Source organism: Arthrobacter oryzae (assembly GCF_003634095.1).
GTDB lineage: Bacteria > Actinomycetota > Actinomycetes > Actinomycetales > Micrococcaceae > Arthrobacter > Arthrobacter oryzae.
This window is the reverse complement of the sequence record NZ_RBIR01000004.1, coordinates 174,553-198,772: the sequence shown is the minus strand read 5'-3', so window position 1 is coordinate 198,772 and position 24,220 is coordinate 174,553. Positions and strand designations below refer to the sequence as shown.

The following is a 24,220-nucleotide window of genomic DNA, read 5'->3' as shown; positions in this document are numbered from 1 at the left end:
CGGATTTCAGCCGGAATTCATGCCCCGTTGAGGTGCTTGCACTAGCACCACACGAGGCTGTGTGATCCCCGCGCCACCGCGTACGCTGTGAACAGGCCACGACGGGAGGACAGCGGATGCGGATCTCGGTTATCGGTTGCGGCTATCTGGGCGCGGTCCATGCCGCGTGCATGGCAAAGCTGGGACATGACGTAGTCGGCATCGATGTCGACGAACACAAGGTAGCGCAGCTGTCTGCGGGGCACGCCCCGTTTTACGAACCTGTGCTGGATGATCTCCTCTCCGAGCTTGAAGAATCGGGGCTGTTGCGGTTCACCACCGACATGTCGGCTGCCCGGGGCGCGGAGGTCCACTTCATCTGCGTCGGAACGCCGCAGAAGCGCGGCGAGAACGGCGCCGACCTGCGCTACGTGGATGCCGCCGTCACGGCCCTTGCCGCGCATCTCTCAGCGGGCGACGTCGTTGCCGGGAAGTCCACCGTACCGGTGGGAACCGCCGCGCGGCTGGCCGAGGTTCTGGCGGATGCCGAGCCCGGGGCCACGCTGGTCTGGAATCCCGAGTTTCTGCGCGAAGGCCACGCCGTAACGGACACCCTGGACCCGGACCGGTTCGTCTACGGGACACCGGACGGCAGCGAGGACCACCCCGCGGTTCTGGTCATGGACCGGGTCTACGAGGCCGCCCTCGCGGGCGGCACACCCCGGCTGGTGACGGACTACGCGACGGCGGAGCTCGTGAAGACGGCCGCCAACTCATTCCTGGCCACCAAGATCTCCTTCATCAATGCCATGGCCGAGGTCTGTGAAGCCACGGGGGCCGACGTCACCAGGCTGGCCGATGCGATCGGGCTGGATGACCGGATCGGCAGGAAGTTCCTGAACGCCGGCATCGGGTTCGGTGGCGGCTGCCTGCCCAAGGACATCCGGGCGTTCATGGCCCGGGCCGGCGAGCTGGGCGCCGACCAGGCATTGACCTTCCTGCGGGAAGTGGATGCCATCAACATGCGGCGCCGGACCCGTGTGGTGGAACTCACCCGGGAGCTCTGCGGCGGCACTTTGCTGGGACAGCGGATCGCCGTGCTGGGGGCGGCTTTCAAACCCGAGAGCGACGACGTCCGCGACTCGCCCGCACTGAGCGCCGCGGCGCAGCTCCAGCTGCAGGGGGCTGTGGTGACAGTCACCGACCCCCAGGCGCTGGCCAATGCCGCCAAACGCTTCCCTGAGCTCCAGTTGGAGCCGGACCTGGAAACAACGCTGCACAAGGCCGATGCCGTGCTGCTGTTGACCGAATGGCAGGCATACCGGGAGCTGGATCCGCATGTGGCCAAGACTCTTGTGTCCGCGCCACGCATCCTGGACGGCCGGAATGTCCTGGACCCTGCCAAATGGCGGGCCGCCGGCTGGACCTATAAGGGCCTGGGCAGGCCGTGACCTGCTGCGGTCAGGCGGCCAGCGCCTGACCGAGGGCGTCTTCCGCGGCCACCCATGAGAGCATGGCGCATTTGACCCGGGCCGCGTAACGGGACACACCCTCGAAGGCGGCGGCGTCGCCCAGCACCTCCGGGTCGGCCGGCACCTTTCCGCGTGAGCGCAGCACTTCGCGGAAGCTGTCAATTACGGTGCGGAGTTCCTCAACCGTCATGCCCTCGGCAAGGTCTGTCAGCACGGAGGCGGAGGCCATCGAGATGGAGCAGCCGTCGCCGTCCCAGCGCAGTTCGCTGACCTGCCCGTCGGCCACGGATACCCGGACGGTGATCTCGTCGCCGCAGGTGGGATTCAGCTGGTGCGACTGGCCGCTGCTGGCCCCCTCGGGTGCCGCCGCTGCGGCCAGGCCGCTGCCGTGCCTGGCCTTGGCATGTTCGAGGATGATCTGCTGGTAGAGCTGGTCAAGACTCATGGATGTCCGTCCTAGGCTTGGAAGTAGGCGCGGACATCAGCGACAGCGTTGAGGAACGCGTCCACATCGTCCGTGGTGTTGTACAGATAGGTGCTGGCCCGCGTGGTGGCGGTCAGTCCGAGGCGGCGGTGCAGTGGCTGCGCGCAGTGGTGGCCGACGCGCACGGCGATGCCGCGGCTGTCCAGGAACTGGCCGACGTCGTGCGCATGGACGCCCGCGACGTCGAAGGCCGCCAGGCCGATGCGTTCCTCCCCCGCCGCCGGGCCCAGCACGCGGATTCCCGGGATGGAGCCCAGGCCCTGTACGAGGCGCTGGCCGAGTTCTGTTTCCCAGGCGTGGATGCGGTCAACCCCCGTCTCGGTGAGATAGTTCACCGCCGCGGCGAGTGCCACGGCCTGGGAGATGCGCTGCGTTCCGGCTTCGAAGCGCTGCGGGCTCGGCAGGAACCCGGCACGTTCCATTGTGACGGTGGTGATCATGGAGCCGCCGGTCAGAAACGGCGGCATCGCGTTAAGCAGCTCCGAGCGGCCGTAGAGGGCGCCGATTCCGGTGGGGGCGAGCATCTTGTGGCCGGAGAACACTGCGAAGTCGACGTCGAGAGCCTTGAGGTCCAGGGGCAGGTGCGGCGCGGACTGGCACGCGTCGAGCACCACGAGGGCCCCGGCGGACCGGGCCAGGGCGACGAGTGCGGCCACGGGGTTGATGGTGCCCAGGACGTTGGACGCGTGCGTGAACGCAAGGACGCGGGTGCGGGGGCCGACGATTCCGGCGGCTGCGTCCAGGTCCAGGGCGCCGGCGTCGTCGATGGGAATGAACTTCAGGACGGCGCCGGTCCGGGCCGCCAGTTCCTGCCACGGGATCAGGTTGGCGTGGTGTTCCATCTCCGTGACCACCACTTCGTCGCCCGGGGCCAGGGCGAACCGGGCTGCCTCGGGGGCGGCGCCAGGCAGGGATGCGTTGAGGAACGAGTAGGTGAGCAGGTTCAGGCCCTCCGTGGCATTGGAGGTCCAGATCAGTTCGTCCCAGTCCGCCCCGACGAAGTCCGCGACCGTTTCCCGGGCGTTTTCGAATGCCTCGGTGGCCTCGACCGCGAGGTGGTGCGCCCCGCGGTGGACCGCCGAGTTCCGCTGCTCGTAGAACTCCTGCTCGGCCTCCAGCACGCTGAGCGGGTTCTGCGAGGTGGCCCCGGAGTCCAGGTACACGAGTGGCCGGCCGTTGACGTGCTGCTGCAGGATCGGGAAGTCGTTGCGGATCCTCAGGACCTCTTCGTTCCCGAGCGCGGTGGCAGAGCGGCGAAGGTGGGCTGGGGTGGCAACCATGGCGGAGACTCCTGGATCGGCGTTCGCTGCGGCGTACCCCGGACCCGCCGAACAAACCGGCAGGGGCAAATACGTCACACAGATTAAGCCTAATTATCCCACGTTCCAACAGGCGTCCTGCGCGGCCGCCCGCACGGGCCGGCATTACGCGGGATTCGAGGGCGGGATTCGAGGAGAGGTCCGGCGTCCGGGCGAATCGGTCACGGTTACCGCCTATTTAATCCGGCGGACCCTGCGGCGCTCGTCGACGGCGCCCAATCCGGGTCCGCGCTCGTAGTGGGGCGGACCCGGATGTAGACCGATTAAGGGAGCCGGCGGCGGCTGGGGGGAGAGCCTCGGTCTCAGAAGGCTCTGACGCCGCCGGCTCCGACCGTGGCGCACGGCTGCCGGTTAGGGCACCGTGCGAGTCCAATGAAGGAGTTCGGGTTGGGAAGCTAAATAGAGGAAAGTTACGGGACGACCACCTCTAATGGTGGCAGTGGCCGCTTCAGCAAGCAAGAGGTCCTTTGGACCCCTTCCTGAGGGTCGTGCCGCGGCCGATCACCGCCCTGGAGTTCCTCAATTTGAGACCTTATGTCGGGACTTTATGTGGAGTACATGGCTTGATTTCGACTACATTGATTGATTTTGACTACATGCATTGATTTTGAGTACATAACTCGCGGCTCCCTGGCGGGCCACGTGTTGAGAACACGTCTCTTCAGAACACTGCTCTTCGGAACACTGTGGGGTTGTTCGTGGAACTGGCTTAAGTCAATCGCCCGGACCGGATCTGCACACGAGTAGCGTTTACCTGACTTCTGTCAGCCAGCGTACCGTGGCACTACTTGGGGATACTCCCGCTGGTCCGCCGGGCCACCCGGGTTGTACGCAGCGGGCCGGGAGGGTTGCCGCGGGCGGGCGGTTGCGTTGCGGCAGGGCGCCGCTCCCTCCCAGGGCAGCCCGGGACGAGCCAGGAGCTGGGGGTTTAGGGCGCCCATGGCTCAGGCTGCCCGGAATTCAGCGGCCCCAGATCCAGGAGGTCGGCGCGCCGCCCGACGCCGAGCTTGCTGAAGATCCGCGACAGGTGCCCCTCCACGGTGCGTTGCGATACACAGAGGGCGGCGGCGATCGCTGCGTTGGTGGCGCCGCCGGACACCAGGTCCAGGACCTCCGATTCCCGGGCAGTTAGCGCGGCACCATGGTCGCTGTGGACGATTTCCAGCTGCGCCGACATGCCAGCCTCCACGAGGCGGTGATGGACCCTGCGCTGGACCGCGGTAAGCCTCCACCGCTCCGGGTCATCGGCCAGGACCCGCTCCGCCTGCTGCGCGGCTTCAAGGGCCAGTAGCCCGTGTCCGCCGCCGAGCGCGTCGTCGCTGATGCCGATGAGATCCACGGCATCGGAAGCCGCGACCGCCCGCGCATAAGACTCCAGCAGACGCGCCTCGGGGCCGTCCACTGCGCTGCTGCTGAGGGCCAGGTCCTCAGCTCCGGAGATGTCGCCACCGCGAATCGCGAGCCGCCGTATGTCTGTTTCAACGCCGCGCAGGCCCGCGTGCAGCGCTTCGTCCGCCAGCGGCGTCAAAGCATTGCCGCCGCTCCCGTCGGGGGCCGTCCCCCACTCCGCCGCCCGGCAGTACGCCTCCGCCAGCAGACGCAGGGTCCGCGGTTCCCGGTACTGCAAACGCCGATAGGCCACCGAATGCTGCGTGGCCTCGCGGTCCCGGCCCACCCCGGCTGCCGTGTAGGCGGCGACGGCGTAGGCAAACGGCAGCAGGCGCAAAGGGTCGGCGATGGTGAGTTCCTCTACGGCAAGCCGCAGTTCTGCCAGGCTTTCGCGCATCCGCCCCTGGCGCAGCCTTGCATAGCCCCGCATGAGGTGGAGCATGCCGCCGCTGTACAGCAGCCGCCCGGGCTCGTGGGCCGCGTAGTCGTCCAGAACCCGTCCCAGACCGTCCCCGTCTCCCGCCCGGATCAGGTTCAGGCAATGGCGTACCAGAAGGTCCTCGTACACGAGGGGAAGCTCCCGGCTCGCGATGCGGGCACCGTTCCAGGCCTCGCCGTCCAGTTGCAGCCCAGTCCGCAGCCGGCCCTGGGCGGTGAGCAGTTCGGAGACGAGGGACACGGCAGGGATGCGGATGTCGGGCGGCACGTCGGCCCTGTCGACGAGTTCGCGCAGTCCGGTCCCGGCGCCCGTGGGACGGCCGTCCGATGCCCGGTCCAGGGCCCCGGCCAGTGCCGCGGCTGCGGCCCCGTCCAACAGTTGTTCCGCAGGGGCGCTCAGTAGCCGGGCCGGCGCCGGGGACCCCAGCCGGGCCGCGAGCAGCGCCGCCAGATACGACGGCCGGGTGCCCTGCACCGGTTGCGCGGATTCCAGGCACGCCGCGGCGGCCTGCGGGCGCCCGGCAATGAAGTGGGCGTAGGCCAGTTGGATCCGGGCTTCGGAGAGAAACTTGGTGTCCCGGATGGCGTTCGCGGCGCGGGCGGCAGTCGAAGGGTCCAGCGCTGCGTTGGCGGCGGTGGCGGCCTGCAGCAGTTGGACCGGAGGGATCTCGACGCCGCAGTCCAGGGACCACCGCAGCCGGTTCAGGACCGCCCCCGGCAGCGCCGCATGCGCCGAGGGAAGCGACAGCACGCTCGAGCGCAGGGCCGAACTGCGGCCGGCCGGCACTCGGTTGCGGATGATCTCGCCGACAATCGGACTCGCGGGCCGGACGAACCGGCCGTGCCCCGTGGAGACGGCGATGAGTCCCGCGGTGTCCAGCGCGTCGACGGCTTTGGGACCGCTGATCCGCAGGATCTGCGACAGGGAGAGGGGCCCGGCCAGGGCAACGATCGTGGCAGCTGTCTTTTCCTCGGGCGTCATGGAGCGCAACTGGCGGTCAACGACGTCGGCGGCCGGAACCTGGGCCATGTCCGGGGTGGCCAGGAGGAACCACACCCCGTGCCGGCAGCCCAGGGCGCCGCTGGCACGGGCATGCTGGATCAGGGACATCAGCATGAGCGGATTACCACCGGCCGCGTCGTGAAAAAGCGCGCTGACCCACGGTGAGACGTCGGCCTTCAGGACCTGTTCGCACAGCTGGTGAGTGCCGGTCCGGCTGAGCGGGGCAAGATCGAATTTGGCAATGATGCCGTCGTCCCACAGCGCCAGGAATTCCTCCGGGATCATCGGCCCGGGCCGGCACGTGGCCAGGATTCCGGCCGCACCGGTGGCCGCGGCCTGCGCCAGCTGCCCGACGGTTCCGTGGTCGAGGAAATGCGCATCGTCCACGACGAACAGCGGCCGGTCCGCCTCGGACTTCAGGCTGGCCGCCATCGCCTCCACGACGGCGGCGTAGGAGTCGAGCTCTCGGTCCGGCAGCCGGGACAAGTACGGGGCCAGTGCGCCGAAGGGCACGGCAGACAGTGCCGGGGTGGCGGTCAGCCGGATCACGTGGCCGGGCAGCCCGAGTTCGCGGATGGCTGTCTTGAGGACGGCGGTCTTGCCTGTGCCTGCCCCGCCGATGACGAGGGCACCTGACCGGGTGTCGTCGCGGAGGCAACGCACCAAATCCTTGACCAGTGCCGACCGCTCGATGAGTGGGGCGGTCTCAGCCAGGCTTTCCATTGCCGCCTCCTGTCGCCCCGCACCGGCCCCGGGAAGTTGCCCGGGAGCTGCCCGGGTCAGCCGAGCCGGGCGCTGTCTGCCGGAGTTGAGATGACATCTTTGAGTTCCGATCTGCTGGCGACGTGCAGCTTCGAGTACACCTGATAGAGGTGTCCCTCAACCGTGCGGACCGAGACGTGCATCTGTTCCGCGATCTTGCGGTTGGATGTACCGGCGGCGGCGCGGACTGCCACTTCACATTCCCTGGCCGTGAGGGTCGAGGTTGTTAGCGAATGCAGGCCGTTCTTGGGGCTGCCGAACTTGTCATCGAGTGACTGCTGCGCCCGCTGGGCGATCCGCAGCGCGATCCGGTTGCCGGCGTCGTTGGCGCAGCTGACGGCTTTCCGGGCCGCATCCCGCGCGAAGACGGCGTTGCCCGATGCGTCAGCGTCCTTCGACGCCGCCAGCAGCCGATCGCTGTCGGCCTCCCGCATGCCCTCGGCGAGCCGCGAGCACAGGGCCGCGAACTGCCCGCTCACCCGGCCGCTGAGGTTGCCGAGCTTCTGGCCCGTCTGCCCGTCGCCCAACCGGGCGGCAGCGGACAGGAACAGGAGTGCCGGGGCCAGGGCCGATTGGTCCGCGTCGTCGTCGGCCTCGGCCATGAGCGCGCGGATCGATGCAGCCCGCTGACCGAGCTCGGCCTGGGCCGAGAGCTCGAAGTAGCGTGCGAGCCGTTCCACCAGCCAGCCCGCGGAGGGCCCCGGCTGGGGCAGGTCGCCCAGCAGGAGGCCGGCCGTTTCCTCTTCCCCCTGGAGTGCGGAGGCATACGCGCACACTGCCGTGGCCAGCCCGGCGAAGGCGTCGGGATCCTGGGCCCGGAGCTGCCACCTGCCTGCCTGCAGCCGGGACACGGCGTCGTCGAGACGCCCGGCGTAGACGTCAAGGACGCCCTGGCCGATCTCGAACATCCCCCCGAGCCGGGTCTGGGGCTCGCCGCTGGCATACGTCTCCTCAAGGAAGACGGATGCTTCTTTGAACTTGGCCGACAGCAGCAGCAGAAGCAGGAACCTGCCCCTGATCTCACGGGCCGCCCGGTCAGTGAGCCGCACGTTGGCCGTGGCCGCCAGGACCTGTTTGCCCAGGGCCAGCGCCTGCACCACGTTGCCGGTGACGGCCAGGGCCTCGCAGCGCACGCTGGCGGTCAGGAGACGCGGTTCGGAGCCCAGGTCCGTCGCGTCCACTCCCTCGGTCGCGGTAAGGACGTCGGCGTAGCGTCCCTGAAAGCCTGCCAGTCCTGCCTCGGCCAACCGCAGGTGGGCCCGGGCCGCCGCCACCGTGGAACTTTGCCCTGCGGTCTCTGCGGACAGCCGATCGCTGAGTTCCCGCAACCGTGCCTTGGGATCCGCCCCCGGAGCGGTGCTGCGTTTTTCAAGTTCGGTGCGCAGAAGTTGCCAGGCGGTCCCCTCGGCCAGCGGAAGCTCCCGCCATGCTTCGTCATCCAGCGACTCCAGAATCCGGCGAGCGGATTCCTCGTTGTTCATCGAGAGATGGGCGCTGACGGATTCGACGGCCATGGGGACAGCGGGTTCATCGCCCTCGATCTCCTGGATGAACCGAAGCGCTGCCTCGGGGTCGGACGCGCTGTTCGCGGTGCGTGCCGCGGCCAGGGCCACCTCCGGGCTGACCTGCTCGCCGCAGTCCAGGGCCCAGGCGACGCCGGTCGCACCGCCGGCGTACAGGGCGTCTGACCCCTGGAGCACGGCCGTGAGCCGGCGGCGGAGTTCGGCGCTGCGGCCAGGCGGGACAACGCTGGCCACGATTCCGGCCGTCACCGGGTTGGCGACGCTGACCATCGGCGGATGGTTATGGGTCACCCGGATCAGGGCGCGTTCCTGGAGCGCGTCCATGTCCTGGGGGTTCGCGATCAGCATGAGGGTCTGCAGCGGAACCGCGCCAGCGAGCGCCAGCAGTTCAAAGACGTCGCGCTGGCCGGTGCCGAGCCGGTTGAGGCGGGCCTTCACGACGTCCCTGATCTCGCCGGTCAGGGCGATGGGGCCATTGCCCAGGAACCAGACGCCGTCCTGGCGAACCACTGTGCCCAGCTTGATCTGTTCCCGGGTCAGCGAGTGGAGGAACAGGGCGTTGCCCCCGCTTGCGCTCCAGAGCGCCCGGGCGGCGGTCAGGGAGAACCGACCGCCGTATTCGTGTTGAAGCGTTGCCGCGGTCTCTGCAAAGTCGAACGATCCAAGGTCCACCCGCCGGAGCAGGTCATCCTTCCACAGGCCCATGATGTCGCCGCCGACGTGCGGCATGTCCACGCAGGCCGCCAGCAGCGTCACGTGCGCTCCAGCGCTCAGCTGGGCCACCATCATGCTCGAGAGCTCGTCGAGGTCGTGGGCGTTGTCCACGAAGAGCACGACGCGCCTGCCCTCGGATTTGTTGCGGAGCAGCTGGGTGAGACCGCGCAGCACCATCAGGGGGTGTTCGAGGTGGGAAGCATCGAGGTCGTTCAGGAGCACGCTCAGGGCCCCGTAGGGAAGCTTTGAAGAGATGGAGCTGCCCCTGACCTGGACCACCAGGTACTCATTCCCGAGCTGTTCCAGGGCGCGCTGGGCGATGAAGGACTTGCCGGCCCCGTGGTCGCCCACGAGGACTATGCCGCAGCCGGACCCCGAGGTCAGGGTCTCGACCACTTCGGCAACGAGCTGCTGCCGGGTGAAGGGTTTGTCCTTATGCCGGCCATAGCCGTTTCTTTGCGGGGGAAACATGGCTTCTGTCTGTCCGCTGCCTGCAGGCAAGCCGGCGTCTTGCTGAAACATGTGAGAGACCTTTGCAATGAGAGTGTGTGCAATCAAAGTGTGAGCGGTGATATATCCACCGTATGGACTGCGCGTTTTTCCGGTATGCGTAAGTAGTACTCGAATACGGAACGGGTATTCTGCCGGCTTTACGTAGTTGTACTCAGTTGGAGCCACCCGGCCGCGGGTCCAAACCAAGTAGTCCGAAACCCGGCGGCGCGTGACCCTGCCCGTAGCGTGCGGGAATCCCGGAAAATGACGGGTCCGCACCGGCCCCTTCCCTCAACTGGACGCCCCGGCATGTTGCGCGACACGGCCGGGGGCTTGCCCGCTAGCGGCCGCCGATACCGGGCAACTGTTCACGGCCCTTGACATTGAGCTTGGCGTAGCTGCGGTAGAGGTGGCCCTCAACCGTGCGCACGGACACCTGAAGTTCGGCGGCAATCTGCCGGTCTGTGAGGCCGCGGACGGCGAGCGCCACGATGTCGCGCTCGCGGCGGGTCAGGATGCCGAGGGAGTCATCGTTCTTGGCCGTGTCCTCGCCGGGGAGGTCGTCGGCCCGGTCCAGGCATCTCTTCCGCTGGGAGTTCGCCATGCGCTCCCTCAGCGTGTCGCCCGCGGCCCGGTAGGCGTGCGCCGCGCCGTCGTAGGCAAGGGCCGCGAAGGTCCACAGCTCCGCTGCCTCGCAGGTCTTCGCGGCGTCCAGGTAGTCCGCGGCGCTGTCCGTGCCAAGGGCTGCGGCATAGGCGCAGATCCCGGCCGGCCTGGGGCCTTCGAGGCTGTCCCGGAGTTCCAGCAGCCTCGGCGCCGAATCCGTGTCTCCCAGGGCGAGGCAGAACGCCAGCGCGTCGAGTTCGAGGCCGGGCGTCTCCATTTCCGGTTCCGGGCGTCCGAGCCGCTTCAGTTCGGCGATGGCGTCGGGGTAGTTTCCGAGCCTTGCCTTGCCATAAATCACGGCCATCGCTGCCAAGGAACGCATGTACCGCGGCAGGGCCGCGGGTGCGTTCTCGTAGTCGGCGAGGAAGAGCTCGGCTTTCGTGTGGGCGCCGACTTCGGCGGCCGCAGCAAAGGCCATGGCCGCCGTGAGTGCGAAGAGCTGCTGGGGATCGGTCAGCCGCAGGGCCTCGAGTGCGGCGCTCAGGGTGTTCAGCGCCTGGGCGGCCTTGCCCTGGTACAGCAGGATGATGCCGTGCGCGGCGTGGACTCCCCCGCCGAACGAAATGAGGCTGGGCCCGGATCCGGCGACGACGCCGGACAGAAGGGTCTCCGCGGCCTCCCAGTCTCCGGCGTGGATCGCCGGGGCGGCCGCACGCACCACGAGGAAATCCGAGAGGAAGTACAACTCGTCGTGATCGGCTCCGGCGGCCTCGATCGCCCGGGACATCACGGCAAAGGCGCTAAGTCCCTTGCCGCCGGCCAGGAGCCGTTCCGCGTCAGCGCAGAGCCGGAACGCTGTTTCCAGGTTGTTCGCCGGACGGGTACCGGCGGCCTCCGCCGCGGCAGGGGCCGACCGGTAATCCCCTGTCAGGGCGTTGACCATCGCCTCCATCGTCTCCAGGCGCTCGGCTGTGGCAGCGAGGATGGCTTCGGCGTTCTCCGGCTGGTCCCGGGCCAGCCGTTCACCGGCACGCCGCACCACCTGTGCGCGTTCCATGATGTCTTCCGGTGTGTGGCCAAGCGCCGACATCACCGCGGCCCACAGGAGCGTGCCCGCCAACAGGCTGGGGAGGGTGTTGCCCTGGCCGAAATCGGCGTCGAGGAGTTCCCGCGCCGCAGCGTAGTCGGAGGCGTTGTAGCGCGTACGTGCTATGACGGCACGGGCCGCCATCTGCAGTTCCGGATCCTTGACGAGCGCGGCGGCCTTGCGGGCAAGCTCGTCCTCGAAGAGCCGGCTGGCCAGCACCGCGGCCCGCAGGAGCTGCCGGTCCTCGACTTCGGCGCCGCATTCGATCGACCAGCTCACGTGCCGCAGCAGCCCTTCGGCCGACGTGGGCTCGCTGTCCATCCGGCGCAGCAGCATCTGCCGCAGCTGGAGGCTCCGCGCAGGCGAGATCAAGTTTCGCAAGGTGTCGCCGTAGACCGTATGCCACAGCCGCAGCTCACCGGTCGCAGGGTCCGTCACACGGATCAGTTCGCTGTCAATCAGCGAGCCGACGGCCTCTTCGCCGGCCACGGACTCAATCAGTTCCCTGGACACGGGTTCGGCCAGCGCCACGAGGTTCAGGGCCTGCCGTTCTTCCGGGGAGCGCAGCAGCAGCTGACGGCGCACGACGTCGGTAAGCCGGTCGCCGTGGCTGTTCAGTGGCCGGGTGAACAGCCACACACCGTTGCGCCGGCGCAGCGTCCCGTCTTTTCTGGCGTCGTCGAGGAGCCCGTTGAGGAGCATCGGGTTACCGCCCGAGGCTTCCCAAAGGATTTCGGCGACGTTCGGCAGCACCTGCGAGCCGAGCCCGCCCTCCAGCATTTCTGTGGTCTGCGCGAGCGTCAGCGGCCGGAGGTCATGCCGTTCGGCGATGCCTTCAAACCAGAGCTGCAAGAGCGGTTCCGGCAATCCGGGACGGGCGGCAGCGGCCACGAGCAACTTTGCCCAGCCGGCCGCTGCCAGCTCCGCGAGGATTCCTGCCGTCGCCTCGTCGAGGTCGTGGGCGTCGTCGACGATCAGCAGCAGGGGCTTCTGGGTGGCACGCTTCTGTTCTTCCAGATGCGACCACAGGGTCCGCAGCACTGCCAGCTGCGATGTCGCTTCCTGGACCGGCAGGTTCACGATGAAGGGTCCAAGGACCCCGTACGGCACCTGGGACAGCGATGCGCTGCCGTGGATGCGCACCGGCGTCACCTCGGAGCCAAGCTCAGCCACGACGGCCTCGATGAGCCTGGATTTGCCCATCCCGCTGTCGCCGAGGACGAAAACGGCCACGTGGTTGCCGCCCTGCAGGGCCTCGGCCGCGGACATCAGGTCTTCGGACCGGCCCGTCAAGGCACGGGCTGACTCGTTGCCGGGGTCTCCCGCCGGGTCCCTAGATGAGTCCAAGCAGATCACTTCGCGAAGAAACGCCGAGCTTTGTGAACACCTGGTACAGGTGGCCCTCCACTGTCCTGACGGAGATGCCCACTTCCAGGGCGATGTCCTTGTTCGAGACCCCGTTTCCGGCCAGGGTGGCGATCTGCCGCTCCCGTTCCGTCAGAAGCGGGCCTTTGTTGCGGGGCATGATCGGCAGCGCCGGAACAGATTCCGAGAGGCTCTCGAGCATGCTGTATGCGGCGTTGGCGCTGGCGGTCAGTCCGGCGCTCTTGGCAAAATCAAATGCCAGTGCCGCACACCTCGCCTGCACGGCATCCAGTTCCAGGCCCGCGGCCTGTTGGGCGGCTTCGAGCATGATGGCGGCATCCTTTTTCCGGCTGCCGACGGCGACCGTGCGGGACAATTCGGCAAGCGGCCCCTGCCTCAGCCCGGCCAGTTCCTCCATGAACAGAAAATCCTTGATGGTCCCGTTGACGGTGGCCCCCAGGACGCAGATGCCCGCCAGGGTGTAGCGGCCCTTGCGGAAATGGGCTTCCCCGGACCGGATGAGCCGGTCCTTGGCCTCGGGGTCACCGAGCCACCGGGAGGCCATATCCATGCAGAACTCCGCGGAACTGCTGACCGCGAAGCGGGCCGGGCCCTCGGCGGAGCGGGCCCGGTCCAGGTAGATCGCGGCTTGCACGGAGTTGCCGGTCTGGGCGTAGGCGAAAGCAGTGGCGGCGTAGGCCTGGCGCAGGGACTGCAGGCTTGCCCGCACCTCAAGCTGTGCAATCGCGGCCAGCAACGGGTCCAGTGCCATGTAACCGCGGCCGGCGTAAACGTAGGCGACTCCCACCGCGAGGTCGGTCGCGGCGCTGCCGGAGTGGAGCCCGTGCCCCGCCCGGCCGCTGGCGTCTTTGAGCATGTCGATGGCCTGGCGCCAAAGTCCGGACAGGAGGAGAACGTTGTACGAGCGCCAGGCGAAGTTTTCGCGGATGCGCGGCACGTTGGACCACTCGCCGAGCTGCCCGCCGATTTCCCTCATGAGCTTGCGGGCATCGAGTTCCCGCCCTGTCATGGACAAGGCTTCCATCAGGATGATGGCGGACCGGAGCCGGTGCACGGGATCGGCTCCGGGGACGTCCGTGGTGGCCGCGGCGGTGAGCCGGTCCATGATGGGCTCGAAGTCCCCGATGAAGGAGAAGTAGTTGAACTCGCAGAGGTCCAGGCACAGCCCGGCCCGGTAAAGGGCGTCGGCTGCAGCCTGCGGCTCCTCGAGGCTCAGGTCCTGGAGCCGGATCCTGGCCTCCCGGAGAAGCTCCGGCACCTTACCGGAGCGGTCTTCGAGCCAGGCCATGCAGTCGGCTTTCGCCGCGACAAACTCGGCAAAGGTCTCGGCCGGCAGTTCATGAACCTGCTGATCGGAGACGTCGTCGAGCGCTGACATGGCCTGCAGGGGCAAGCCCAGCTGGAGATAGGCGGCCGACTTCTGGAGTTGTCCCTCTGCCCATTCGGCGTCGGAGGGAGAGAGGCTGCCGGCGCACTTGAGGGCAAACTTCGGGTCGAAGAATCTGACGGCCGCTTTGGCAGCAGCCAGTGCATGGGCCGGTGCGAGCTGGGCGTGGCAGTCGTGGGTCCAGGCCGCGTACGCCAGCAGGTCCTCGACTGTGAGTTCGTCGAGCTCATCTTCCTGGTGTCCGGGAACCTTGTCCCGGAGCTCCAGCCGGCGCTCCACGCTGAGCCAGTTGCGGACAATGTCGCCGAGGTAGCGGTCACCCAGGGTGACCAGATGCCGGTCCGTGCGGTCGACGACGATCTGGCCGGCTTCTTCCATGTCTGCGATAACGCCGGGGCTGTACATCCTGGCCAGCCGCGACAGCGGAAGTGTCCGGGCGCAGGAGAGGACGTCGATGACCTCGCGCGCCTCGGGTGTTTCCCGGGCATACCTGGCCCTGACGATGTCTTCCAGCGCGGTCCGGCCGTCCAGCACCACTTCATCGACCAAGGTCCAGACGGATCCGGAGAGGATAAGGTTCCCGCGTTCGATCTGTTCGGAGACGACGGCCTGCAGCAGGGTGGGGCTGCCGCCGACCAGCTGGTGCAGCTGGCTTGCCAGCGCAGTCGAGACCCGGTGGCCCAATGCGGACTGCAGGACCTCCAGCGTTTCGAGTTCGGTGAGGTTGGCGAGCCGGACCTCCGCGAGCTGCCCTGAGGTAATCAGCCAGTAGAAGTCGGGCGGGAGGTCGGTGGTGCGCTGCGCTGTGGCAATCAGCCGGGCCGTCCGGGTCTGCAGCAAATTCAGCAGAACGCCGGTACTGAGTTCGTCCAGGGACCCGGCGTTATCGAGCAGGATTACGCACTGGCGCCCGGCTGCGTCGTCGCGGATCAGCGAGGTAATGCCGTGCAGAATGGCGGTCGGCGAGCCGAGGGAGCTTTGCGGGAGCCGGGCGAGGGTAAAGGCGAGGCAGCCGTACGGCGTTGCCGCACCCGGGCCCGTGCTGCGGAGCTGGATGGTGTAGATCTCCGGTCCGAACGCCGCGAGGGCACTCCTGCCGACCAGCGTTTTGCCCACGCCGCGGTCGCCGGTGATGACGACACCCATCCGGTCCTGGGCAAGCAGTTCCGCCCGGACACGCTCGGCATCAACGCTCCGCGCCAGACCGGACCAGCCGTGCCTGGCAACCGGACCGGCTGCTTGTTCTCCTTCGGCGGGTGCCAATGTAGTGGAAACATTCCCCCAGCCCAGCGAATCCCTCGACATGTAGTTTCCTTCGTACCGCTTTGTAGACAGCAACCCCGAACTGTCCACTTAGAAGTAGCGTATCCCTATCCCCCGACATGAGAGTAGACAGATCATAACTGGAATGCTGAAAGCTTGGAAAGGAAGCCCGCCATGTGGCTTAAACGGATTGGCCGGCGCCGGCCCTGGAGCCGGCTGGCGAGCGGCTAAGGGGCCTTGGCCGGGTGGAACTTTTGCTGCGCGGCGAGGAGCCCGTCCGTGACCAGGACTTCGACGGCGTCGGCAGCTGAGTCGATGAGGAAGGGCAGCTCCTTCTTCTCGGGGGCCGAAAAATCGCGCAGGACAAAGTCCGCGGTATCCATCCGGCCTGGCGGACGCCCGACGCCCACCCGCACGCGCAGGTAGTCCTTGGTGGCCAAGGCCTTGGAAATGTCGCGCAGGCCGTTGTGGCCGCCTTCGCCGCCCCCGACCTTGAGCTTCACGGTATCGAAGGGGATATCGATCTCGTCGTGGACGGCCACGACGTGGGCGGTGTCAATGCCGTAGAACTGTGTCAGGGCCGAGACCGGTCCGCCGGAGACATTCATGTAGGACTGCGGCTTGGCCAGCACGATCCGGGGACCGCCGATGCCCAAACGGCCTTCGAGGACCTGGGCCCGGGATTTGTGCGACTTGAAGCTGCCGCCCACACGCGAGGCCAGCTCGTCCAGGACCATCTGGCCGACGTTATGCCGGTTGTGGCTGTACTCGGGTCCGGGGTTGCCAAGGCCTACGATAAGCCAGGTGTCAGTCATGGTTCAGTCCTTCGGTAGGCCGGGTCACGGTGGGGCGGCGCGGACGCTAGGTGGAGGCAGGGGGCGGCGCGGCCGTAGGGCGGCGGCGCGGCGCCACAGACGACGGCGGCCGGGCCCCACAGGGACCCGGCCACCACAGAACACGCCGAAATTACTCGGCTGCGGCTGCTTCGGCTGCCGGTGCAGCTGCTTCGCCGGCCTCTTCGCCCTCTTCGGGGATTTCAACGGCCTCGGAGATGTTGACAACGAGAGCTTCGGGGTCAGCCAGCAGGACGGAGCCCTTCGGCAGAACGAGGTCGGAAGCGTGGATGTGCTCGCCGGCGCCGCGGCCTTCGATGCTGACCTCGATGGCGGTCGGCAGGTGGGTTGCCTCGGCTTCAAGGGAGACCGTGGTCATCTCCAGGTTGTGGACGTTGCCCGGAGCCAGCTCGCCGCTCAGGTGAACGGGGACGTCAACGGTGACCTTCTCGCCGGTGCGGACGGTCAGCAGGTCGAGGTGCTCGATGATCTGCTTGATCGGGTTGCGCTGGATGTCCTTGACCAGGGCCAGGTGCTGTTCGCCGTTGATGTCCAGGGTCAGCAGCGCGTTGGCGGTGCGAACGGCCAGGGTGGTGGCCTTGGCCGGCAGGGTGATGTGGATCGGCTCGGCGCCGTGGCCGTAGATGACAGCCGGGATCAGGTTGGCCATGCGGGCGCGGCGGGCGAAGCCCTTGCCGAATTCGGTGCGTACTTCTGCTGCGAGCTTCTGCTCAGACATGGATATCTCCTGGTGGGATTTCAAGCGGTGGGACTAAACGGTATTCAGCAAGGGCGGAGGTCTGTTTACGACCCTCAACGCCGGGCTGCCGTGCAGCTGACCTTCAAGGAGATTCAGACCCAGTCGATAACGGAGACCAGCAGTCCGGCATGCCGTTAATACTGTGACGTATTCGGTCTACCGGCGCTCTCCCTCGCCAAGGTTTCGGAACAAGGCTATCAGCGCGGGCACGAATTCGCGAAAACGTGCCCGCGCGGGCCTTATTTATGCGTTATTTACGCGTTGCCGTCGAAGAGGCTGGTGACGGAGCCGTCGTCGAACACTTCGCGGATGGCGCGGGCAATCAGCGGCGCGATGGACAAGACGGTCAGCTGCGGGAAGTGTTTGTCCGCGGTGATCGGCAGCGTGTTGGTGACCACGACCTCGCGGGCGCCGGACTCGGAAAGCCGGCGGGCCGCGGGATCGGAGAACACGGCGTGGGTCGCGGCGATGATGACGTCCTTGGCCCCGGCGTTCTTGAGGACTTGGACGGCGCCGGAGATGGTTCCGCCGGTATCGATCATGTCGTCGATCAGGACGCAGGTGCGGCCTTCGATCTGGCCCACGACCGTTTTGGACACGGCCTGGTTGGGCACGGTGAGGTCGCGGCTCTTGTGCACGAAGGCCAGCGGCGCGCCGCCGAGGCGTTCGGCCCACTGCTCCGCGACGCGGACGCGGCCGGTGTCCGGGGAGACGACCGTGACCTTGTCGGAGCCGACGCGGGTGCGGATGTAGTCCGCGAGCAACGGGATGGCCATGAGGTGGTCCACGGGGCCGTCGAAGAAGCCCTGGATCTGGGACGTGTGCAGGTCAACGCTCATGATGCGGTCGGCGCCAGCGGTCTTGTACAGATCGGCGACGAGGCGCGCGGAGATCGGCTCGCGGCCGCGGCCCTTCTTGTCCTGCCGGGCGTAGGGGTAGAACGGTGACACGACGGTGATGCGCTTCGCGGAGGCCCGCTTGAGCGAATCGATCATGATCAGCTGTTCCATGAGCCAGTTGTTCAGCGGGGCGGGGTGGGCCTGGATCACGAACGCATCGGTACCGCGGACGCTCTCGCCGGCCCGGACGTAGATCTCGCCGTTCGCGAAGTCGTAGGCGTCCAGGGGCAGCAGCTCGGTGCCCAGTTCCTTCGCGATCTCCTTCGCCAGCTCAGGGTGCGCGCGCCCCGCGGCCAGCACCAGCTTCTTCTCGCCGTGTGCCGTAATTTCGCTCATGATTGCTAGCCCTCTTCTGTTGGTGCCGGAGTAGTGGAGGATGTTGGGGCGTCCGATTCGACCGCGGCGGCCGACTGGGCCAGGGTGGCGGAGACGGATCCGGGGCGGTTGGCCACGACCCAGCCCTCCGAGTTGCGCTGCTTGGCCACGGTGACGGCGAGGGCGCCGGCCGGCACATCCTGGCGGATGATGGTGCCGGCGCCGCTGTAGGCGCCGTCGCCCACGCGGACGGGGGCCACGAACACGGTGTTGGATCCGGTGCGCACGCCGGAGCCGATCACTGTGCGGTGCTTCTTCTCGCCGTCGTAGTTGGCCGTGATGTTGCCGCAGCCGATATTGGTGTCCTCGCCGATTTCCGCGTCTCCGGCGTAGCCGAGGTGGGACAGCTTCGATCCGCGGCCGATCGTGACGTTCTTGGTCTCATAGAACGCCCCGATCTTGCCGGTCTCGCCCAGGACCGTGCCGGGGCGCAGATAGGTGAAGGGGCCGACGCTGGCCCGTGCACCGATCGTGGAGCCGGAGCCGTGCGTGCGGGTCACCTTGGCGCCCTCCCCCACGGTGACGTCGGTCAGGGTGGTGTCAGGGCCGACGACGGCGTCGCGCGCCACCGAGGTGGCGCCGTGCAGCTGGGTGTTGGGCAGGAGCCGGACGTCCTCGTCCAGGCTCACCGTGGAGTCGATCCAAGTGGTGGCGGGATCCACGACGGTCACGCCGGCGCGCATCCAGGCCTCGACGGTGCGGCGGTTGTGTTCGGCGCCGAGGGCCGAGAGCTGGACGCGGTCGTTCGCGCCCTCAACCTGCCAGCGGTCTTCGGTGACGACGGCGGCGACGCGGCCGCCCGCGGCGCCGGCGAGGGCCAGGACATCGGTGAGGTACTTTTCGCCCTGGGCGTTGTCCGTGGTGACGTGGACGAGCGCATCGCGCAGGACGGCCGCGTCGAAGGCGTAGATGCCGGAGTTGATTTCCCGGATTTGGCGCTCCTCCGCGCTGGCGTCCTTGTGCTCGCGGATGCCGGTGACGGTTCCGTCGTCGGCCCGGAGGATGCGTCCGTAGCCGGTGGCGTCGTCGAGAACGGCGGTGAGGACCGTGACGGCGTTGCCCTGGGATTCGTGGGCGGCAACCAGCTCGGCGAGGAGCCCGCCGGTGAGCAGGGGGACGTCGCCGTAGGTGACAACGACCGTTCCGCTCAGCGGACCGTGGGCATCGAGCGCGTCGAGGGTCTCCAGTGCCGCTTCAACCGCACGGCCGGTGCCGGGCACGTCGTCCTGGTCAACGATCAGGGCCTTCGGATCGAGGGCGGCGACGTGGGCGGCCACTAGGTCGCGTTCATGCCGGACGACGAGGGCAAGGTCGCGCGGGTCAATGCTGCGGGCCGCGTGAAGCGCGTGGCCGACCAGGGAGCGGCCGCCGATCTCGTGGAGAATTTTTGGCGTACGGGATTTCATCCGGGTACCGGCCCCTGCAGCTAGTACGATCACGGCGGCTGGGCCAGTGTTCTCGGGGCTCACGTATCGGCTCTCCTTGCTAGGTTGCGCAGTGTGTCTCGCCAGTTCCGCCCATAGGACTCGAACCTATACTCCACGGCTCCAAAGGCCGGGGTGCTGCCATTACACCAGAGCGGACCGTGCCGGGCATGACCTGTGGCACGAGAACCAATTCTGCCACGAAGGTTGACGCTCGTGCGACTTAGCGCCCCGAGGGCTGTCCGCAGGGCGGTTGGCCGGGCCGGATGCCGGCGGAGCTGCGGGGCGAGCTGCGGGCGGGCCGCCCCGGGGGCGGACGGACGCAGCCGATGCCGGGGGGAGCTGCGGGGCGGGCCGCCCCCGCCGTAGTGCATGATGGTGCTGTGAGCAAGAGTGGAGGCGCATCCGGCGGGGCGGACGGCGGCAACGGCAGGCCCGTGCGCGCCCCCGACTACGTTCCCCGGTCCCGCATGACAGGCCAACAGCGCCGCACGCAGTTGATCGGCATTGGGCGGGGGCTTTTTGCCCTCCGCGGCCTGGACGGCACCACTATCGAGGAAATCGCCGCCAGCGCCGGCGTCTCCAAACCGGTGATCTACGAGCACTTCGGCTCGAAAGAGGGCCTGTACACCCAGGTGGTGGAGTATGAGTTCCACATCCTGCTGGCCTCCATCAACGATGCCCTGGCCGAGGACGCCAAGCCGCGTGTGCTAGTGGAGCGGGCCGCCCTGGCTTTACTGACATACATCGAAGACCGGACTGACGGCTTCCGGATCCTCATGCGCGATGCACCGCCGTCCCAGCCGGAGGGCGCCTTCTCCTCGCTGCTCTCGCAAGTGACGGCGCGCGTGGAACACATCCTCGAGGACGAACTCGCCCGCCGCGGCTTCAGTCCGGCCGACGGGGCCATGTATGCCCAGATGCTCGTGGGGATGGTGGCGATGACCGGCCAGTGGTGGCAGGACAGCCGCACTCCGGACAAACGCGAAGTCGCCGCGCACCTCGTGAACCTGGCCTGGAACGGCCTCACCGGGCTGCAGAAGGATCCGGAACTGCGCAGCGACGACTGATCATCGGACGCTGCGGGTCTCGCCTGTTGCCCGGGCAGGAATGTCTGGGCCTCCCCGAGGGACATGCCCTCCCCTGTTCCCGAGGGATGGACATAATGCCACTATGCCCATCCCTGGCCTGCGCCAAGGGACTTGTCCCGAGGATTTCCAGCCCGCCGCGGGACATGCCCGCTCCGGGGCAGCACTGATGTCATTGAGAGCTCCGCGGGACATGTCCAATGCTGGGCTGCGCTCGGGGACATGCCCTCCCGGCCCCGGATGCGCCACGGTACATGCTCGCCCCTGTTCCCGAGGGATGGACATAATGCCACTATGTCCGTTGCTGGCCTGCGCCAAGGGACTTGTCCCGAGGATTTCCGGCCCTCCGCCGGACATGCCCACTCCTGGGCAGCACAAATGTCATTGAGAGCTCCGCGGGACATGCCCAATGCTGGGCTGCGCTCGGGGACATGCCCACCCGGGCCCGGATGCGCCACGGAACATGCCCGCCCCTGTTCCCGAGGGATGGACATAATGCCACTATGTCCGCTGCTGGCCTGCAACGTGGGGCATGTCCCAGGGGCCTGCGGCCGTCCAGGGAGCATGTCCATTGGTCATGCACCACTCTGAGCATGTCCGGGCCGGATTCGGGAGGCTACTCCCCCAGCACCTCGAGGGCCGCGAGCCATTCGAGCTCGAGGGCTTCGCGTTCCCCGGCGAGCTCCTGGAGCTTCCTGTTGAGCTCGCCGAGCTGGTCGAACTTGCTGGCGTCCCCGGCCCCTGCCGTCATCTGGGCGTGGATCTTGTCTTCCTGCTGCTTGAGTTTGCCCAGCTGGCGGTCGATCCGGTTCTTGGCCTTGCGGGCGTCGCGCTTTTCCGCCTCCGAGGGTCCGGAGGCGGCCGGCGCGGAACTCCCGGCGGAGGCCGTGACGGGGTTGCCGCCGCCGGTGATTGTGGACCCCGCCAGCGCGCCTTCGCGCAGTTCGAGGTACTGGTCCACGCCTCGGGGCAGTGCGCGGATCTTGCCGTCGCCGAGGAGCGCCATCTGGTGGTCCGTGACGCGTTCGAGCAGGTAGCGGTCGTGGCTGACGACGACGAGCGTGCCGGGCCAGCCGTCCAGCACGTCTTCCACGGCGGCCAGGGTGTCGGTGTCGAGGTCATTGGTCGGTTCGTCAAGCATGAGCACGTTCGGCTCGCCCACGAGCAGGCGCAGCAACTGAAGCCGGCGGCGTTCGCCACCGGAGAGGTCCTTGACCGGCGTCCACTGCTTCTCATTGGTGAACCCGAGCTGCTCCACGAGCTGGCCGGCGGTGAATTCCTTGCCGCCGACGTTGAAGGAGCGCTTTTCGCGCTCGATCACTTCGATCACGCGCAGGTCCGCGACGTCGTCGAGCTCCTTGACCTCCTGGGTGAGGACGGCGGTGACCACGGTCTTGCCTCGCTTGACCTTCCCGGAGGTGGGCTGGATCTCGCCGTTGAGGAGCTTCAGGAGGGTGGTCTTGCCGGCGCCGTTGACGCCCACGAGGCCCAGCCGCTCGCCCGGGGCGAGCCGCAGGGTGATGTTGTCGAAGAGCTTCTGCCCGGGTTCGCCTCCGAGGAAGTCCAGGGAGACGTGCTCGAGGTCCAGGACGTCCTTGCCGAGCCGGGCGGTGGCCATCTTGCTTAGCGCCGTCGAGTCGCGGGGTTCGGGGACGTCGGCGATCAGGGCGTTGGCCGCCTCAATCCGGAACTTCGGCTTGGCGGTGCGGGCCGGGGCGCCGCGGCGGAGCCAGGCGAGCTCCTTCTTGACGAGCTGCTGCCGCTTGCTTTCCACCACGGACGCTGAGCGGTCACGTTCGGCGCGGGCCAGGACGTAGGCCGCGTAGCCGCCGTCGAACGGGTCCATGATGCCGTCGTGGATTTCCCAGGTCTTGTTGCAGACTTCATCGAGGAACCAGCGGTCGTGGGTGACGACGAGGAAGGCGCCCTGGTTCGGACGCCAGCGGGTCTTCAGGTGCCGGGACAGCCACGCGACGCCCTCAACGTCGAGGTGGTTGGTGGGCTCGTCGAGCATGATGACGTCATGGTCCTCGATCAGCAGTTTGGCCAGCGCCACACGGCGCTTCTGCCCGCCGGAGAGCGCGTGGACGTTGGCGTGCCAGTCGACGTCGGACACGAGCCCGCCCATGACTTCGCGGATCTGGGGATTGCGGGCCCATTCGTAATCGGCCTGGTCCCCGACGATCGCGGCACCGACGGTGAGGTCGCCGTCGAGCACGTCGCTCTGGTCCAGGTAGCCGATGTTGACCTCGCTGCGCTTAGTCACCCGGCCGGAGTCCGGGGTGGAGCGCATGGCCAGCAGCCGCATGAGGGTCGACTTGCCGTCGCCGTTGCGGCCCACCATGCCAATCCTGTCGCCCTCTTCAAGGCCGACGGTAATGCCATCGAGGACGGTACGGGTTGCATACGAGACCGTGAGGTTCTCGCCGCCGAGCAGGTGTGCCACTGGGAACTGCTTTCTTAGGTGTAACGGTGAAGTGTTGCTGGTAAGTCAGGAGGTGCGGTGCGCGAAAGCTCCTAAAGGAGCGTATCGGAGATGATGCGGGCCCCGTGCACCGGGCCGTGGACCGCCATCGCATCGAGGCTGTGGTGACGGAGTTCCTCGGCGAGTCCGGCGGCGGCGGCGGGGCTGTGCGTGAGGAACGCGACAGTGGGACCGGAGCCGGAAACGATGCCTGCGATCGCGCCGCAGGCCTCGCCGCGTCCCAGCGTGTCGCGCAGGCCCGGGGCCAGCTCGATCGAGGCGCGCTGGAGGTCGTTGACCAGGACCCGGCTCAGGGCGTCGGAGTCGCCGCTGCGCAGTGCCGTGAGGACGCCGGGGTCGACGGCGACCGGCTCCTCCGCCGCGATGCCCTCCGCCTCACGCAGGCGGTCCAGGGTGCGGTAGACCTCCGGGGTGGGAAGGCCAAAGTCGGCGGTGACCAGCACCCAGTCCGTTTGCGCCTTTACCAGGGCCGGCGAGAGGTCATCGCCCAGGCCGAGGCCGACGGCGGTGCCGCCGACCAACGAAAACGGCACGTCGGCGCCGAGTTCCGAGGCCAGGTGGGCCAGCTCGTCGCGGGACAGTCCGCTGTTCCACAGCGCGTCGCAGGCCAGCAGGGTCGCGGCGGCATCCGCCGACCCGCCGCCCATGCCGCCGGCCACGGGCACCCGTTTGGTGATCTCCAGATGGACGCCGGTGGGATGTTCAGAGACATCGGCCATCATTGCCGCCGCCTTGTAGGCCAGGTTGCGGTGGTCAAGCGGGATGTCCACGCCGTCGAGGTCCAGGGTGCTGGCGTCGCTGATGCTGACGGTGATTCCGCCGCTATCGGTGCTGGTGGCGGCGACCTCCTCGTAGAGGGACACCGCCAGATAGACGCTGGCAACCGAGTGGTAGCCGTCCGGACGCAGCGGTCCGACATCCAGTGAGACGTTGATCTTGCCTGGAGCCTTGACCCGGACAGTCCTCGCGGCAAAGCGCCCTCTCACTGCGTTCATGGCTCCACGCTATGGCATCGCGGCCTTGGCTCCAAGCACGGGCCGGCTCCCGCCGGC

The 24,220-nt window shown here is 67.8% G+C and carries 14 protein-coding genes and 1 tRNA gene; 2 read left to right on the top strand and 13 right to left on the bottom strand.

What is annotated here, in order from left to right; genetic code table 11:
* Nucleotides 1–116 precede the first annotated feature (116 nt).
* The gene (locus C8D78_RS11085; protein WP_120953652.1) at nt 117–1,430 is read left to right on the top strand and encodes a UDP-glucose dehydrogenase family protein; all 1,314 of its coding nucleotides are present in this window, start codon (nt 117–119) and stop codon (nt 1,428–1,430) included.
* A 10-nt stretch (nt 1,431–1,440) separates the two neighbouring features.
* On the opposite strand, the gene sufU is transcribed toward C8D78_RS11085, so the two are convergent.
* The 11 genes from sufU to C8D78_RS11030 form a co-directional block, all read right to left on the bottom strand.
* A complete protein-coding gene (gene sufU / locus C8D78_RS11080) occupies nt 1,441–1,896 on the bottom strand; it encodes a Fe-S cluster assembly sulfur transfer protein SufU (RefSeq protein WP_120953650.1) in 456 nt (151 codons plus the stop codon).
* Nucleotides 1,897–1,907: 11 nt separating this feature from the next.
* On the bottom strand, nt 1,908–3,215 hold the full coding sequence (locus tag C8D78_RS11075) for a SufS family cysteine desulfurase (protein WP_120953648.1): 1,308 nt from the start codon (nt 3,213–3,215) through the stop codon (nt 1,908–1,910).
* Nucleotides 3,216–4,182: 967 nt separating this feature from the next.
* Nucleotides 4,183–6,807: a helix-turn-helix transcriptional regulator gene (locus tag C8D78_RS11070; protein ID WP_120953646.1), complete on the bottom strand. Its 2,625-nt coding sequence runs from the start codon at nt 6,805–6,807 to the stop codon at nt 4,183–4,185.
* Nucleotides 6,808–6,863: 56 nt separating this feature from the next.
* Nucleotides 6,864–9,554, bottom strand: coding sequence for a helix-turn-helix transcriptional regulator (locus C8D78_RS11065; RefSeq protein ID WP_167467896.1), 2,691 nt, complete (start codon nt 9,552–9,554; stop codon nt 6,864–6,866).
* A 361-nt stretch (nt 9,555–9,915) separates the two neighbouring features.
* Entirely contained in the window at nt 9,916–12,615 is a 2,700-nt protein-coding gene (locus tag C8D78_RS11060) for a LuxR C-terminal-related transcriptional regulator (protein WP_147429583.1), read from the bottom strand.
* Nucleotides 12,602–15,346, bottom strand: a complete 2,745-nt coding sequence (locus C8D78_RS11055; protein WP_120953640.1) for a helix-turn-helix transcriptional regulator — start codon at nt 15,344–15,346, stop codon at nt 12,602–12,604. Before C8D78_RS11055 ends, C8D78_RS11060 begins: the two co-directional genes overlap by 14 nt.
* A 185-nt stretch (nt 15,347–15,531) precedes the next feature.
* Nucleotides 15,532–16,119 (bottom strand): aminoacyl-tRNA hydrolase, encoded by a 588-nt coding sequence (pth, locus tag C8D78_RS11050; protein WP_120953638.1) that lies wholly within the window; start codon nt 16,117–16,119, stop codon nt 15,532–15,534.
* A gap of 151 nt (nt 16,120–16,270) precedes the next feature.
* Nucleotides 16,271–16,876 carry a 50S ribosomal protein L25/general stress protein Ctc gene (locus C8D78_RS11045; protein ID WP_120953636.1) on the bottom strand — a complete coding sequence of 202 codons (606 nt, stop codon included), beginning with the start codon at nt 16,874–16,876 and terminating at the stop codon, nt 16,271–16,273.
* Between the two features lie 275 nt (nt 16,877–17,151).
* A complete protein-coding gene (locus C8D78_RS11040; RefSeq protein WP_120953634.1) occupies nt 17,152–18,132 on the bottom strand; it encodes a ribose-phosphate diphosphokinase in 981 nt (326 codons plus the stop codon).
* Nucleotides 18,133–18,137: 5 nt separating this feature from the next.
* Nucleotides 18,138–19,640 (bottom strand): bifunctional UDP-N-acetylglucosamine diphosphorylase/glucosamine-1-phosphate N-acetyltransferase GlmU, encoded by a 1,503-nt coding sequence (gene glmU, locus C8D78_RS11035; RefSeq protein WP_120953632.1) that lies wholly within the window; start codon nt 19,638–19,640, stop codon nt 18,138–18,140.
* Between the two features lie 42 nt (nt 19,641–19,682).
* Nucleotides 19,683–19,754: transfer RNA gene (locus C8D78_RS11030), tRNA-Gln, on the bottom strand.
* A 311-nt stretch (nt 19,755–20,065) separates the two neighbouring features.
* Between C8D78_RS11030 and C8D78_RS11025 the strand changes: the two genes are divergently transcribed.
* Nucleotides 20,066–20,665 (top strand): TetR/AcrR family transcriptional regulator, encoded by a 600-nt coding sequence (locus tag C8D78_RS11025; protein ID WP_120954091.1) that lies wholly within the window; start codon nt 20,066–20,068, stop codon nt 20,663–20,665.
* A 634-nt stretch (nt 20,666–21,299) separates the two neighbouring features.
* On the opposite strand, the gene C8D78_RS11020 is transcribed toward C8D78_RS11025, so the two are convergent.
* A complete protein-coding gene (locus C8D78_RS11020) occupies nt 21,300–23,129 on the bottom strand; it encodes an ABC-F family ATP-binding cassette domain-containing protein (RefSeq protein WP_120953630.1) in 1,830 nt (609 codons plus the stop codon).
* A gap of 71 nt (nt 23,130–23,200) precedes the next feature.
* Entirely contained in the window at nt 23,201–24,163 is a 963-nt protein-coding gene (locus C8D78_RS11015) for a 4-(cytidine 5'-diphospho)-2-C-methyl-D-erythritol kinase (protein ID WP_120953628.1), read from the bottom strand.
* Between the last annotated feature and the right edge of the window lie 57 nt (nt 24,164–24,220).

What these genes read in the sequence shown, in the direction of transcription:
- C8D78_RS11085 (WP_120953652.1), top strand. Translation starts at nt 117, where the DNA reads ATGCGGATCTCGGTTATCGGTTGCGGCTATCTGGGCGCGGTCCATGCC.
- C8D78_RS11045 (WP_120953636.1), bottom strand. Translation starts at nt 16,876, where the DNA reads ATGTCTGAGCAGAAGCTCGCAGCAGAAGTACGCACCGAATTCGGCAAG.
- C8D78_RS11040 (WP_120953634.1), bottom strand. Translation starts at nt 18,132, where the DNA reads ATGAGCGAAATTACGGCACACGGCGAGAAGAAGCTGGTGCTGGCCGCG.
- C8D78_RS11070 (WP_120953646.1), bottom strand. Translation starts at nt 6,807, where the DNA reads ATGGAAAGCCTGGCTGAGACCGCCCCACTCATCGAGCGGTCGGCACTG.
- C8D78_RS11075 (WP_120953648.1), bottom strand. Translation starts at nt 3,215, where the DNA reads ATGGTTGCCACCCCAGCCCACCTTCGCCGCTCTGCCACCGCGCTCGGG.
- C8D78_RS11015 (WP_120953628.1), bottom strand. Translation starts at nt 24,163, where the DNA reads ATGAACGCAGTGAGAGGGCGCTTTGCCGCGAGGACTGTCCGGGTCAAG.
- pth (WP_120953638.1), bottom strand. Translation starts at nt 16,119, where the DNA reads ATGACTGACACCTGGCTTATCGTAGGCCTTGGCAACCCCGGACCCGAG.
- C8D78_RS11025 (WP_120954091.1), top strand. Translation starts at nt 20,066, where the DNA reads ATGACAGGCCAACAGCGCCGCACGCAGTTGATCGGCATTGGGCGGGGG.
- C8D78_RS11065 (WP_167467896.1), bottom strand. Translation starts at nt 9,554, where the DNA reads ATGTTTCCCCCGCAAAGAAACGGCTATGGCCGGCATAAGGACAAACCC.
- sufU (WP_120953650.1), bottom strand. Translation starts at nt 1,896, where the DNA reads ATGAGTCTTGACCAGCTCTACCAGCAGATCATCCTCGAACATGCCAAG.
- C8D78_RS11055 (WP_120953640.1), bottom strand. Translation starts at nt 15,346, where the DNA reads ATGTCGAGGGATTCGCTGGGCTGGGGGAATGTTTCCACTACATTGGCA.